The 14,588-nt window shown below is 45.0% G+C and carries 10 protein-coding genes; all 10 read left to right on the top strand.

From position 1 onward, the window contains the following. Positions 1-14: 14 nt before the first annotated feature. Complete coding sequence (locus AC3WU2_RS07995; RefSeq protein WP_492452953.1) at positions 15-2,918, top strand: Cna B-type domain-containing protein; 2,904 nt, start codon at positions 15-17, stop codon at positions 2,916-2,918. Positions 2,919-3,182: 264 nt separating this feature from the next. Next, positions 3,183-4,286: an ABC transporter substrate-binding protein gene (locus tag AC3WU2_RS08000; RefSeq protein WP_492452955.1), complete on the top strand. Its 1,104-nt coding sequence runs from the start codon at positions 3,183-3,185 to the stop codon at positions 4,284-4,286. A gap of 21 nt (positions 4,287-4,307) precedes the next feature. Beyond that, positions 4,308-5,156, top strand: a complete 849-nt coding sequence (locus AC3WU2_RS08005) for an ABC transporter permease (protein WP_018754812.1) — start codon at positions 4,308-4,310, stop codon at positions 5,154-5,156. Next, positions 5,153-5,962, top strand: a complete 810-nt coding sequence (locus tag AC3WU2_RS08010) for an ABC transporter permease (RefSeq protein ID WP_492452957.1) — start codon at positions 5,153-5,155, stop codon at positions 5,960-5,962. Before AC3WU2_RS08005 ends, AC3WU2_RS08010 begins: the two co-directional genes overlap by 4 nt. Next, complete coding sequence (locus AC3WU2_RS08015; RefSeq protein WP_379344677.1) at positions 5,959-6,981, top strand: ABC transporter ATP-binding protein; 1,023 nt, start codon at positions 5,959-5,961, stop codon at positions 6,979-6,981. The genes AC3WU2_RS08010 and AC3WU2_RS08015 overlap by 4 nt, the downstream gene beginning before the upstream one ends. 12 nt (positions 6,982-6,993) lie before the next feature. Beyond that, positions 6,994-7,785, top strand: coding sequence for a DeoR/GlpR family DNA-binding transcription regulator (locus AC3WU2_RS08020; RefSeq protein ID WP_492452960.1), 792 nt, complete (start codon positions 6,994-6,996; stop codon positions 7,783-7,785). Further along, positions 7,782-8,540, top strand: a complete 759-nt coding sequence (locus AC3WU2_RS08025) for an HAD family hydrolase (protein ID WP_492452962.1) — start codon at positions 7,782-7,784, stop codon at positions 8,538-8,540. Before AC3WU2_RS08020 ends, AC3WU2_RS08025 begins: the two co-directional genes overlap by 4 nt. Before the next feature lie 2 nt (positions 8,541-8,542). Next, the gene (locus tag AC3WU2_RS08030) at positions 8,543-9,499 is read left to right on the top strand and encodes a sugar phosphate isomerase/epimerase family protein (protein WP_492452964.1); all 957 of its coding nucleotides are present in this window, start codon (positions 8,543-8,545) and stop codon (positions 9,497-9,499) included. Positions 9,500-9,800: 301 nt separating this feature from the next. After that, positions 9,801-10,880, top strand: a complete 1,080-nt coding sequence (locus tag AC3WU2_RS08035) for a Gfo/Idh/MocA family protein (RefSeq protein ID WP_492452966.1) — start codon at positions 9,801-9,803, stop codon at positions 10,878-10,880. A 321-nt stretch (positions 10,881-11,201) separates the two neighbouring features. Beyond that, the gene (locus AC3WU2_RS08040) at positions 11,202-14,540 is read left to right on the top strand and encodes an NPCBM/NEW2 domain-containing protein (protein ID WP_492452968.1); all 3,339 of its coding nucleotides are present in this window, start codon (positions 11,202-11,204) and stop codon (positions 14,538-14,540) included. Positions 14,541-14,588 lie beyond the last annotated feature (48 nt).

The following is a 14,588-nucleotide window of genomic DNA, read 5'->3' on the forward strand; positions in this document are numbered from 1 at the left end:
TAGGAGGACACAGTATGAAAAGGCAGTCAAAAAGAGTATTTTCAATGTTTTTAACGCTCATGATACTTATGTTTACGATAGGTCAGAGCTTTGTACCTATGATCGCAAATGCACAAGAATTGAATACTACTGGATTTGTTGATCGTTTTACGATTGACAAAAAGGAACTAAATTATGGTGAACAGACGCAAATCACAGTGAACTTTAGTGATAAATCCGGAAATCAGATGAAGACTGGAGATACACTAACATTAACATTGCCTCCAGAATTGCAAGGATTTAGTGCATCCATCCCGTTAAAAAATGAAGAAGGCGTTGATTTTGGTACTGTTCAAATTACGCCAACAAATGTGATATGCACATTTACGGATACAGTTGAGAAACTTCAAAATATTAGAGGGCAATTTTATTTTACAGTTCGGGGTACTAATGTAGCAACGGATCAAAAGAAAGATGTTGAAACAAATTTAGATACAAATTTAGATATGCAAACTGTAACGATTACCGGTCCAACCAGTGGCGGTTCTGGTTCTAAGCCATTTTTCTACAAAGCTGGTGATATCCAGCCGGATAAGGCCGATCAAGTGCGTTGGTTTTTAAATATAAACTTAAACAAAGAATATTTAAGCCGCGATATTGTAGTGTCTGATCGTTTGCAGGAAGGTCAAACTCTTAATAAAGATAGTTTTCGGATAACAGTTGATAATAGAGAGTCATTATCTATTGAAGAATTCCAAAAGCAACGTTATGGAAATATTCAGTTTAATGACGATGGTCTTTCATTTAAAGTCGTGATTAACTGGAATATGGGAAGTGCTAGGTCTTTTACCGTTTATTATACAAGTACGATAACGGAAAGCGGAAAGAGCCTAGAATTTTTGAAGAATAATTACGAGCTTGATTACCAAATTCTGTACAAAGACCCGGTTACTGAGTCGGATAGTGCCACAGTCAAAAATATTTCATTTGGCGGGGATGCTCAGGGTGATTTACCACCTAAAGGAACTTTAAGAATCGTTAAGCACATTGAAGGGAATAAAGAAAAAGTCATCCCGAATGTCTCGTTTAAGTTGTACAAAGAGTCAGGTGAACAAATTGGAGATACCTATACAACAGATGATCAAGGTATGGTTGAAGCTCCTGCTTTAGATGTAGGAAATTACTATGTACAAGAGATTGCAGCTCCAGACTATCTGGATTTCGATCCTCAAGCCAAAGTAAACTTTTCGATTGATGCGAGTGCTGAAAAAGGCGTTAAGCTGATGATTCCGAATAAAGTGAAGACGACATCCATTTCAGGAACAAAAACATGGAATGATAACAACACACCAGATCGTCCAAGTACCATTCAAGTAGACTTACTGAAGAACGGTACTGTGATCAAAACGCAAGAAGTAACAGCAGCCAACGGTTGGAACTATACATTTGCAGATGTATCTGCGTATGATGCTGATGGAAATGCTTATACGTATACTGTCAAAGAACAGTCGGTAGCAGGATATACATCCGAAGTACACGGTTATGACATTACGAATACAAAAGTGGTGCAAACAACTACCGTAGAAGGAACGAAAACGTGGAAAGATGACAATGCGGCAGATCGTCCAAGCGTCATTAAAGTCGATTTATTACAAAACGGTCAAGTCATCAACACACAAGATGTAACAGCATCCAACGGTTGGAAGTATACATTTGACAAGCTAGCAGCCTATGATGCTGATGGAAATGCCTATACGTATACAGTGAAAGAACAACCAGTAGCAGGATATACATCCGAAGTACACGGTTATGACATCACGAATACAAAAGTGGTGCAAACAACTACTGTAGAAGGAAAAAAAACGTGGAAAGATGACAATGCGGCAGATCGTCCAAGCGCCATTAAAGTCGATTTATTACAAAACGGTCAAGTCATCAACACACAAGACGTAACAGCAGCGAATGGTTGGAAATATACATTTGCGAATTTGGCAGTAAATGATGCTGATGGCAAAGCATACACGTATACAGTAAAAGAACAACCAGTAGCAGGATATCAATCCGAAGTACACGGTTATGACATCACGAATACAAAAGTGAAGGATCCAGTAGTTCCTCCTACAGATGGTGGTACACCTACAAACCCAGGAGGTTCAACTACAGATCCAGTAAATCCGCCTACGGTCGTTAAAACCAAAGTAGCAGGAACCAAAACGTGGAAAGACGACAATACAACAGATCGTCCAAGCAGCATCAATGTAGACCTGCTACAAAACGGTACTGTGATCCGGACCCAAGAAGTAACAGCAGCTAACGGTTGGAAATATACATTTACAGATTTAGCAGCAAATGATGCAAATGACAAAGCGTATATGTATGTAGTGAAAGAACAACCCGTGGATGGATATACATCCGAAGTACACGGTTATGACATTACGAATACAAAAATAAAGGATCCAGTAAATCCACTTCCACCAATTCCAGGTGGTTCAACAACTGTCGAAGGAACGAAAATCTGGAAGGGTGATAAGGCGTCTGACCGTCCAAGCATGATCCTCGTAGACTTATTACAAAACGGTACTGTGATCCAAACCCAAGAAGTAACAGCAGCAAATGGTTGGAATTATACGTTTGCAAAATTGGCAACATATGATGATGATGGCAACGAATATTTGTACGAAGTAAAAGAACAACCGGTAGCAGGGTACAAATCCGAAGTACACGGTTATGACATTACCAATACAAAGATTAAGAATTCCAAACCTACAGACACAACAACAGGTGGTTCTACACCTAGTAAAGGTGATGATAAGGTGGAATCTCTTCTTCCTAAAACGGGAGAATCATCTGCAGGAGTGATCCTTGAGGTTGTTGGTATGTTGTTGTTAATCCTTGGAGTCATGCTATTCGTTCGTTATAGAACTCAACAAAAAATTTAGGTATCTACGCCATACCCCAGAGCTGCAGAGGCCAGACGAATGATTGCATTCGGCCTGTCCTTTTTGTTGGCTTCAAATAGGAACATACTGTATTCACGTGTTAAAGATTACTTTTCCCATGATCAGAAATGGGGGAAAGTAATCTTTTTTCTTTACAAAATATTTACGTTCAGTTGATTTGTTGAAAACATTGCGATTCTACAATCAAATTGTCCTTAAAAACAACTTAAACACACAAATAACCAAAATACGGAGGAATTCATTGTGAAAAAACATCTTTCATTGAAGTCTGCCTTAATGATCAGCTTGATGGCTTTGAGCATCTCGGCGTGCGGTGCGCCTCAACAATCCTCTCCATCGACCACGAGCACTCCGGCCAAAGAACAGACTTTGGAAGAGATTCAAAAGCAGGCTAAGCAAGAAGGCAAAATTGTCAGTGTCGGGATGCCTGATGACTGGGCTAACTGGAAAGAAACGTGGGGCAACATCACTTCCAAATACAGTTTAACGCATTCGGATACGGATTTGACAAGTTCAGAGGAAATCGCCAAGTTCGATGCTGAGAAAAACAACCCAACGGCGGATATCGGGGATGTAGGCATGGCATTCGGTCCGATCGCCGTGCAAAAGGGTGTGACTATGCCTTATAAAACTTCTTACTGGAACGAGATTCCGGATTGGGCGAAGGATAAGGACGGCCACTGGCTGGTTGGTTATCAAGGGACAATCTCCGTACTTGTCGATAAATCGCAAGTGAAAAATCCGCCAAAAACATGGGACGACATCGCAAAGGGTGATTATAAAGTTCAGATCCCGGATGTTACTAAGTCTTCACAAGCACAGATGGGCGTACTGGCAGCGGCGATCGCGCACGGGGGTAATGAGGGCAACATTCAGCCCGGATTGGACTTTTTTGCGAAATTGGCTGAGCAGAACAGATTGGTCACCAAAGACGTAACCAAAGCCGATTTGGAAAAAGGGGAAGTACAAGTTGCGATTCTTTGGGATTTTGTATCTTTGGGCTTTAAAGACCAAATCGATCCGAGCCGGTTCGACGTTAGCATCATGAAGGAAGGCAGCGTCATTGGCGGATATGCAACCATCCTTAACAAGTATGCGCCACATCCGAATGCCGCGAAGCTTGCCCGAGAATATATTCTGAGTGACGAAGGACAGATCAACCTGGCCAAAGGCTATGCTCGTCCGATCCGCAGCAATGTCAAATTGCCGGAAGATGTCGCTAAGAAGCTGATTCCGAGCGAACAGTATAAAAATGCGAAGCCGATCACAGATTTTAAATCATGGGATGAGACAGCCAAGCAATTGCCGCAAATGTGGGAAGAACAAGTTTTGGTTAACATTAAGTAACGAGAAGTGAGGTTTGTCCGAATGAATCATAAAGTCACGCTGTTCGCTGTCATTGCGCTGCTTCCATTTGCCCTGCTGATCGTTGGGTTCGAGCTGCTACCTCTGACTGCCATGATCCGCGACAGCTTTCTTGCTGATGATGGGGTCACATATACGTTCAAGCAGTATATTACGGCTTTGACCAATCCTTATTATACAAAAGGAATGCTGAACAGCCTGCTCATTTCTGTATATGCGAGCTGCATCGGTATGGCGATCGCAATCGCCGCCTCGTATTCCATGACGCGAATGCCTGCGAAGATCCAGTCTATGCTGGTGACCTTCTCGAATTTAACGTCAAATTTTTCCGGCGTGCCGCTGGCCTTTGCTTTTATTATTTTGCTCGGTAACAGCGGCGTGTTCACGCTTCTTTTTAAAGAGTGGGGATGGAACATCACGGATTCGTTCAATTTATACAGTTGGAGCGGTTTGGTGGCTGTATATGTTTATTTTCAAGTGCCTTTAGCTATTTTGCTTCTATACCCGGCCTATTCCGGTATTCATAAACATTGGCGTGAATCCGCTTCGTTGCTCGGAGCATCGGCTTTTCAATTTTGGCTGCGAATCGGACTCCCTGTCATGATACCCAGCATAGTCGGTACATTCAGCATTCTACTTGCCAATGCCATGGGCGCCTATGCAACAGCTTATGCGTTAGTAGGGGGCAGCTATAATTTGCTGCCCATCCGCATCGGCGCGCTCGTAGCGGGGGATGTTGTCACAAGACCTCAATTAGGCAGCGCGCTCGCTGTAATTTTAGGAACGATGATGGTTGTCGCGATGTGGTGTAATGAACGAATGATGCGGCGATTCAGGAGAGACTTGCGATGAAGAAAAAATGGGTGCATATCATTATCATTTCGGTGGTTTTTCTATATCTCTTCTTGCCGCTCGCGGCAACGTTCTTATATTCGATTGCCAAAGAATGGCATAACACGATTCTGCCGGTATCGTATACGTTCAGTGCGTATGAGAATTTGTACACGGATCCCCGATTTTTACAAGCAGTCGGGCGAACGCTTCTCATCTCTGGGATAACCCTTGTTCTAAGTGTAGTTACGATGGCGAGTGCCACTTTTGTCGTATTCATGTACTTGCCTAAAATGGAACGAGTCCTGCAGGCGCTTGTGATGATCCCCTTTGCCGTTCCCGGTGTGGTTGCAGCCGTAGGGTTGATTAAGGTGTACTCCAGCGGGCCAATCGTCTTGTCCGGGACGATCTGGATCTTAATCGGAGCGTATTATGTACTGGTTCTTCCTTATATGTATCAAGGTATCCGCAACAATTTGCGCACGATTGACGCAAAAAGGCTAATGGAAGCCGCTGAGGTGCTTGGCGCGAGCAAAATCAAGGGTTTTGCATTCGTCATCATGCCTAATATGGTAACTGGCATTCTCTTATCTGCTCTATTATCGTTCTCGATCCTGATCGGTGAATTTGTTCTAGCCAATTTTCTAATCGGTGGATACTATGAAACGATTCAAGTTTATTTAATGAGACGTTTGAATGAAAACGGCCACTTAGCTAGCAGTATTGTGATTACGTACTTCCTTACCGTGGCGGTGATTTCTTGGATGATGCTGAGATTAGGCAGGCGTTTTGGGAAGACAGAAGAAATCAAGGAGAAGATATCATGAGCTACGTCCAAATCGATCAGGCGTTTAAGCAATATGCAGATTCTACCGTACTGAAGCAAGTATCTCTACAGATTGAAAAAGGTGAATTGGTTACCCTGCTTGGACCAAGCGGCTGCGGGAAGAGTACACTGCTCCGTTCAATCGCCGGTCTAGAGAAGCTGGACGGCGGGACGATCAACGTTAACGGGAACGATATTTCCCACCTCCCGCCGCAATTTAGAAATGTGGGCATGGTTTTTCAATCTTATGCGCTGTTCCCTAATATGACCGTCTTCGATAACATTGCCTTTGGTCTTAAAATGCGAAAATGGCCTCGAAAAGAGATTACCGACAAGGTAAAACATATGATCGAGTTAATCCATATGTCCGATAAAGCATCTTCCTATCCGCACCAATTGTCCGGCGGTCAACAGCAGCGTGTAGCGCTTGCGAGAGCGCTTGTTACAGAACCGGATATTCTACTTTTGGATGAGCCGCTAAGTGCGCTTGATGCCAAAATAAGGAAAAGTCTGCAGATCGAACTGCGAAACATTCAGCGGGAATTGAAAATGACGATGATCTTCGTTACGCATGACCAGGAAGAGGCGATGACGATATCCGACCGCATTTTTATTATGAATGGCGGGGAAATTGTTCGTCAGGGCAAGCCGGAAGACATTTACGCATCGCCGAAGAATGAGTTCGTCGCTAGATTTATAGGCAGCTATAACGTATTTACGAGTCAGGAACTTAACTGCATGACGGGACATTCTTTCAAATCGGGCAACTATGCCATTCGACCGGAGGTTATGGAACTGCATCCGCATGACTCGTTATCCGAGCAGCAGAAGTCCGGCATGTGGATCTCAGGGATCATCCGCAATATGACCATCCGCGGCAATGTACGGCGTTACACGATCCAGGCACAGGATATAACCTTATGGGTGGACGAACTGAATGTACCTCAAAAAAGCGCTTTGGATGAGGGTTTGTTCATTAAGGTATGGCTTTCGGAAGATGAATGTAACTTACTAGAATAGAAGGTGATTGATATGTCGGTTCTGTCGATAGAACGTAAAAACTTAATTCTTGATCGATTGCAGGCTTTCGGGAAAGTGAACGCAGCGGAATTAGCCAAGCTCATTGACGTATCCATGGAAACAATCAGACGTGACCTTGATATGCTGGAGAAGGAAGGATTGCTTAGGCGTGTACATGGCGGCGCCGTCAAAATCAACTATCAGCTGGGAGAACCCCCGTTCTATCAGCGGAAAAGTGTCAGTCAGGAAGGAAAGAAGAAGATAGCCCAGAAGGCCGTTCAACTGGTCAGAGACGGAGACACCATCGTCATGGGGGGAGGGACAACGATCCTCGAGATGGCTCATGCGCTCCGCGGAGTCAATCGAGTAACGATTCTAACCAATTCCGTACCTACGTCACATACGCTCATGGACTCATTAAATCAAGGTTTATTTCACGGAAAAGTGATTTTATTAGGTGGGGAATTGAATGAGGAACAGTATTCGACCAGAGGATCTGTTTGTGAGAAAATGCTGGATCTGTTTTGTGTCAATAAAGCTTTTATTTCGCCGGGAGGCCTCTCGCTTGCAGGTGTTATGGAATATTCGCTAGAAGAATCGTCGATATCGGCCAAGATGATTCAGGTCGCAAAGGAGAAAATTATCCTTGCGGATCATTTCAAGATCGGTGCAGAAGCATTGTGCAAATTCGCTCAGCTTGACCAGATAAACGTTATCGTATGTGACCAACAAGCGCCGCAATCGTGGAGCCCTTCCTTGGAGAATGTTGAATGGATTACGGCGGATGAGGAGACAATCAAGTGAAACAGATTAAAGGGATTTTATTTGATAAAGACGGAACTTTAATGGATTTCTACTCCAGTTGGGTCTTGGTGGCCACGCAGCTAGTGGATCGTTTGTTTGAAAAGCTAGAAATCACCTATTGCCCTGAGCTAAAAAATGATTTGCTCTTTTCGATCGGTCTTCATGAAAATGAAGTCGATCCCCGTGGATTTCTGGCCAGCGGCACGACACAGGATATGTACGGCGCGTTTGTTAAGGTGCTTATGAACGTGGATGTGAGTCAGGAGAAGCTGAATGGGCTGCTAGATTGGATGACAGAAGAGCTTTTCAGCTTAATCAAAGCCAACCGGGACAATCTAAAGCCGACAGCCGATTTGCCGGGTTTACTTGTGCAGCTTCGCCGCCATGGCATGAAAATAGGTATCGCAACAGCGGATGATAGAGATTCTACGAAGTACTTTTTGGATAAGATCGGCATTCAAAGTTATTTTGATTTTATCGGCACATCGGATTATTTCGAGAAAAAGCCGAATCCAAGCATGATTCAAGCATTTTGCGAGATTGCGAATATCAATGCGGAAGAAGTGGCTGTTGCCGGCGATACGGTTGTCGATCTTCAATTTGCAAGAAACGGTTCGGCGGGACTCGCGATCGGTGTACTCTCCGGTGTCAGCGGAACTAGCCAGCTGAGCGGACTAGCGGATCTCATCATAGATTCAGTCGGGGATCTCGTTACGGAGAATGGCGGATTAATTTGGCAGAATAAGGAGGCGTGATCATGAAAATTGGGTTGGAAACGGAAAGCTATCATCTGCAGTTCATTTCTGGCCGCATGGATGTTTTTCAATTTATCCGCAAGACAGCCGATCTAGGATTAGACGGGGTCATGCTGAATATTAATCCTTGGCCGGGGCTGCCGGGATGGGGAGTTCTGGAATCATTTGATCCCGAATATTTGGCGAAAGTCAGCAACGAAATCCGGAAATACGGATTTTTCGCTGAAATCGATACGCGAGGAACGGATCCGAGGTATTTAATGCAAGTGATTGAAGCTGCTCATCAAATAGGAGCCGACGTCATTCGGACGTACGTGTGCACGGACGGATTTGATCCGGATAAATTGAGTAGAGCTCCGCAAGAGATTGCACAGCTTGTCCCGTTGCTGAAGAAATATAGAATTCGACTGGCTGTGGAGAACCACGAGGAAGAACTTGCAGATGAAGTCATTCAAATTATCAAGAAGGTGAACAGCCCTTGGGTCGGCGCTCACTGCGATATTGGCAACAGTATGATGGCATGGGAAGATCCGGTTGAGGCTGTCAGGACATTGGCGCCATATGCATTTACGACCCATTTTAAAGACCACATCATTATTCATGATGGCGAGGATTACCGCGTATGTGGTGTTCCGGTGGGAACAGGCAATATTGATACGGAAGCATGCTTCAAAATACTTGTTGACCAATCGACCTTAACCCGCATTAATGTGGAGATGTGTTTTCCTTATGCTGTTTCTTTCAAAAGAGAGTCTGGAACAGGCGGAGTATCGCAGGTCGGTGAAGGCGCGTTTAAGGTTGAGCAGCCTCCATATCCATTAAGCCTGATTAAACCGTTGGAATATTACTATCCGCCTGAAGAACTATTGGAGCAAATGATTGAAGATCAAGAGAAGGGTACGGAGCAATCTGTTAAGTATACGTTGTCGTTAAGAGATAAGTATTGTCGACAAGCATAAACGCCTTCGGCGTCTTTCCAAAGGACGTGAAGCGTTTAAGCGAGAAATATAAGAACAGTTTATCCGTGAAACTTATAAATTTTTATATTTTGAACGTATTTTTCGCTACCTGTTAGATCGATCAAGGATCTAGCAGGTTTTTTACTATGATTCGATCGGTAGGAAGTTCTACGATAAAAATAACAGGATAGTTCATGTTTTATAGAGATAATTCATTTTAACCGCGATTCTAATCCTTTACGATAGAGGTATGAAGTTCAAATTATATCGCTGCTAAGAGCGAAAGGAAGAAGGGAAAATCTTGAGCTCAAACACAATTTCTGTTGTCATCGTCGGATATGGCGGCATGGGAAGCTACCATGCGAAACATTTGATTGCTGGAAATCCGCGTCTGAAGGTCACAGGAACGTATGATGTCCTGCCGGCGCGTCAAGCGGCTTCAGAGCAGGATGGATATCCAGCGTATGCAAGCTATGAAGAAGTATTAAATGATGCGGCCGTGGATGTTATTCTAATCGCTACGCCGAATGATGTTCATAAAGAACTGGCTATCGCGGCTATGAAGCACGGCAAACATGTCATCAGTGAGAAGCCTGTCACGATATATGCCGAAGAATTTGAAGAAATGATGACGGTTTCAGAAGAGACGGGACGCGTACTCATGGTACATCAGAACCGCCGTTGGGACGAGGACTTCCGCATCATTAAAGCCATGTACGATAAGAGAACGATCGGTGAATTGTTCCAGATTGAATCCAGAGTACATGGTGCGAATGGTATTCCAGGGGACTGGCGCCATCTGGAAGCGCATGGCGGCGGGATGCTGCTTGATTGGGGCGTTCATCTACTAGATCAGTTTTTATTCATGATTGATAGCAGAATTACTAGCGTATCGAGTCGCCTCAGCTTTATTCTGGGTGATGAAGTCGATGACGGATTTGATGCCATCCTTGAATTCGAGAATGGTGTAACGGCTATTGTTGAAGTGGGTACGACCAATTTCATTACACTTCCGCGCTGGTATGTGAAAGGTACGGAAGGAACGGCCGTCATCGAAGATTGGTCGCTCAAAGGACGTGCTGTCGTTCGCAACAATGAAGTGGGTAAAGTGGAACCGAAGCCGATCCAAGCGGGTGTGGGGCTGACCAAAACCATGGCTCCGCCTTCCGAGGAAGCAACGATCACAACAACCTTGCCAGCAGCCTTTGAGCATGCGAGCAGCTTCTATGACAATTTTGCAGCTGTGGTGCAAGGTACAGCGGAACCGATCGTGAAGAACCACGAAGTACTCCGTGTACTGAAATTGATTGAGAAAATCTTTGAAGCGGGTCGTACACGTGAAGTGATTAAAGACTTCGATACGTATACGTCGAACAAATAGCAATCTTTCAAAGCCAGTTAGATCAGACCTTGATCTAACTGGCTTTTTTGGCTTGCCACGCGTGGTAATTAATTAGGTGGTGATAGGGCGCAGATACATGGGGGTGGATGTTCAGTATTATCCACCTCTGGAGGTCAGTTTTGTGTATTTTACTCGTAAAGAGCATGCTCTAGAATAGTTTTTGCAGGATTAGTTTTTAACAAAATAAGGGTTATAACCAAACTTGTGGAAATGTTGAGGTGGTGGATGCGTGTAACGGAGAATAAGTGATTCCTTCTTGTTGTGCTAATAACGGTATAACTTAAAAAAGGAGCTGAAGAAATGCGTCGTTTTTCATTATTGGTCCTAATCATGGCATTAATGGCTGGTACTTTTAGTTTTCATGTCTCTGCCTCTGCTGCGGCAGGACAGTACATTTTTGAAGCTGAAAACATGACATTAACGAATTTCACGACAGAATCTGTGACCTATATGAATTATGTAAATCATCAACCCATCGAAACGATGACATTTGCTCAGGGTGCAGTAGGACAGACAAGTACGGCTAGTAGCGTATTTAACGGGACATCGGGTACCTATGATATGATCACACGGTTTGTCGGGCAGCTCCCCAATGGAGTGAGTTATACAATCGCAATCAATGGCAATACCGTTGATCAATGGGGCTCATCCCAAAGGTACGGCCCAGATTATACGGACCCGCGTAACATCGATAACCATACATCCAGCAAGGTTACACTAAATTCTGGTGACGTTATCAAGTTGACGGCTGTCTCTACTAGTGAAGCAGCGCGTGTTGATAAGTTGACTGTTCAGACTTACCAGGGACCGCCTACAAGCACGCTCACCCTTAATTCTCCGAACGCTGCGTTGAACAATGGTTTTAATTGGGCCAAGGATCGGGCGTTGGGTCTCACCTTCTACCCTGGCAACCCGATGATGGGTCATGAGTCTGAATGGTGGCGTCTCTCTGACCCGACGCATACCACGATCGTACCCGGTTATTGGGGAGCATATGTGAACCGGGAAAGCTTTTACAACCGCGATATTTCTCACCAGTCGGATGCAGGGCATTTGCTTGGTTTGGGCAATGAAACCTTTAACATGATGAAGACATTTGCCGGCGATATCACCCTTCCGGGTCAGAATGGCTGGCCGCTATGGGCCCATAGTTCATATGGCATCATGTACTATATGGATGGCACGGGGTTTAGAGAATTACCATCACCTTTTGATGTCATGCATAAGGCCTATCAACAGTATCTGTGGACGGGCGACTCCAAATGGATTAACGATCCGGTCTTGTCGGCCTACTATGATTCAACGGTTGGATCCTTCCTGACCGATCATGGCGTCGTTTGGAATGATGCAAATCCATCGAACGAACAGCCTGTCGTAAAGATGAAACAAGGAGAATTTACGTCTACTTACTATGAACATACTCCGCAAGATACTGCGAACAGGCTTGTTTCTGCCGGCGATTCTCTTGCCTTGGAATACCAATCGCTGCTAGCGTATTCGCAAATACTGAAGGCTAAAGGGGATACGAACGGCAGCACGCTCTGGAAAAACCGTGCGGACCGTTTAAAAGCCTATTATGAGACACACTGGTTTGATGCATCTACTGGTCGGTATATACGAGGTATCGATGGAAGTGGTCGCTCCAAGAGTGACTGGGGTCAGGAGAACAGCTTTTTCATGCCGTTGAAAGGGCTTGGCGACTATGGACCACGAACAAATACTTATCTGGATTATATCAGTGATCACGATGACAGCATGAATGTCGAAGCTACCACCTACCTCCCAGAGATGTACTACAATTACAACAGGTCTGCAGAGGGTTGGTCTTGGCTAAGCAAAATTCTGAACAATAAAGATACCTATCCTGAGGTTTCTTTCACTGCGATCAGCAACATCATTGTTGGCATGATGGGAGTTCAGCCGGATGCCCCTGCACACAAAGTGGCTACCATATCACGTCTTACCGCCGATGTACCTTGGGTGGAAGTGAACCATATCAAGGTTGGAGCAAATGATCTCAACATCAAACATAATGGACTTACAAACTCTACATTGACGAACAATTCAGGTGGTGCTATGACGTGGGAAGCTCAATTCTATGGAACTCATTCCACGATATATGTGAACGGCGTACCACATACGCCTCAGACGAAGTCCCTTTACGGTCAAACCATATCTTACGTAGATGTGCAGGTGAATAACGGGGAAGAATATCATGTTGGTCCTGAAACCGTTGATTATACACCTCCGACAGCGCCAGCGAACTTGACCGCAAGCAATGTAACCCAAAACAGTGCGCAGCTGAATTGGACGGCATCCACGGACGACGTCGGGGTAACCGGCTATGATATTTACAGCGGTTCAACCGTCATCGGGAGCACAACCTCTACCAACTACACGGTTACAGGTCTTGCTGCGGATGGAGCCTCCTATACCTTCACTGTTAAAGCGAAGGATGCAGCTGGTAATGCGTCTACTGCCAGCAATGCGGTAGATGTAACGACACCGATTTTGCCGCAGGTTTATTTGAGCGATCTGAACTGGCTATCGGCTACAACAGGCTGGGGGACGGTGCAGAAGGATAAAAGCGTAGGGGAAAAAACGATCACTCTGAACGGAACAACCTATGTCAAAGGAATTGGAACCCATGCCTCAAGCAATATCATCTACAACTTAAATGGACAATACGCAAGATTTACTTCCGATGTAGGCGTTGACGATGAGAGTACGGTCGGTGGTACCGTCGTATTCCAGGTATGGGCAGACGGCAGCAAAATATATGATAGCCAGACGATGAATCCGGCAAGCGCGACCCAAACCATTGACGTTAGCGTAGCAGGAGTCAACCAATTGCAGCTTACGGTAACCGATGCTGGAGACGGTATCAGTCATGACCATGCAGATTGGGCAGATGCTCAGCTGTTCCGAAGCAGCTCCGATGCACAGGCACCGACGGCGCCTACGAACCTTGCCGCAAGTAATATCACGCAGAATAGTGTACAGCTCAACTGGACGGCATCTACTGATAATGTAGGTGTAACGGGCTATGAGATATACAATGGGGCTGCTGTAACAGGTACGACGACAACGACAAGTTACAATGTGACAGGACTTACGGCAGGAACAGCCTATAGCTTTACGGTAAAAGCGAAGGATGCAGCCGGTAACGAGTCTGCTGCCAGCAATGCGGTGAATATAACCACACAGGACACGCAGCAGCAGGATCCTGTTTATTTAAGCGACCTTACCTGGGAGTCGGCGACAGCCGGTTGGGGTACGGTTCAGAAGGATAAGAGCGTAGAGGGAAATACAATAACCCTGAACGGAACAACCTACGCCAAAGGACTCGGAACCCATGCCGTAAGCAATATCACATACAACCTGAACGGACAATATGCAAAATTTCAATCGGATATAGGGGTTGATGATGAGGTTGGAGCGAATGCAACCGTCATATTTCAGGTATGGGCAGACGGCAATAAAATATTTGACAGCCAGACGATGGATCCAACCAGTGCGGCCCAATCCATCGACGTAAGTGTAGCAGGCGTTAACCAATTAGTGCTTACTGTAAGCGATACGGGAGACGGGATCAACAGCGACCATGCGGATTGGGCGAATGCAAGGTTATTGAAATAACATCCAAAGTAACTCGGTCTGAACAATGAAAAGGTGCTCCCTCTTTGG

It is taken from the genome of Paenibacillus sp. EB106-05-06-XG162 (genome assembly GCF_058791655.1).

Coding starts and splice junctions, on each gene's coding strand:
- AC3WU2_RS08010 (WP_492452957.1), top strand. CDS start 5,153: ATGAAGAAAAAATGGGTGCATATCATTATCATTTCGGTGGTTTTTCTA.
- AC3WU2_RS08020 (WP_492452960.1), top strand. CDS start 6,994: ATGTCGGTTCTGTCGATAGAACGTAAAAACTTAATTCTTGATCGATTG.
- AC3WU2_RS08030 (WP_492452964.1), top strand. CDS start 8,543: ATGAAAATTGGGTTGGAAACGGAAAGCTATCATCTGCAGTTCATTTCT.
- AC3WU2_RS07995 (WP_492452953.1), top strand. CDS start 15: ATGAAAAGGCAGTCAAAAAGAGTATTTTCAATGTTTTTAACGCTCATG.
- AC3WU2_RS08040 (WP_492452968.1), top strand. CDS start 11,202: ATGCGTCGTTTTTCATTATTGGTCCTAATCATGGCATTAATGGCTGGT.
- AC3WU2_RS08005 (WP_018754812.1), top strand. CDS start 4,308: ATGAATCATAAAGTCACGCTGTTCGCTGTCATTGCGCTGCTTCCATTT.
- AC3WU2_RS08015 (WP_379344677.1), top strand. CDS start 5,959: ATGAGCTACGTCCAAATCGATCAGGCGTTTAAGCAATATGCAGATTCT.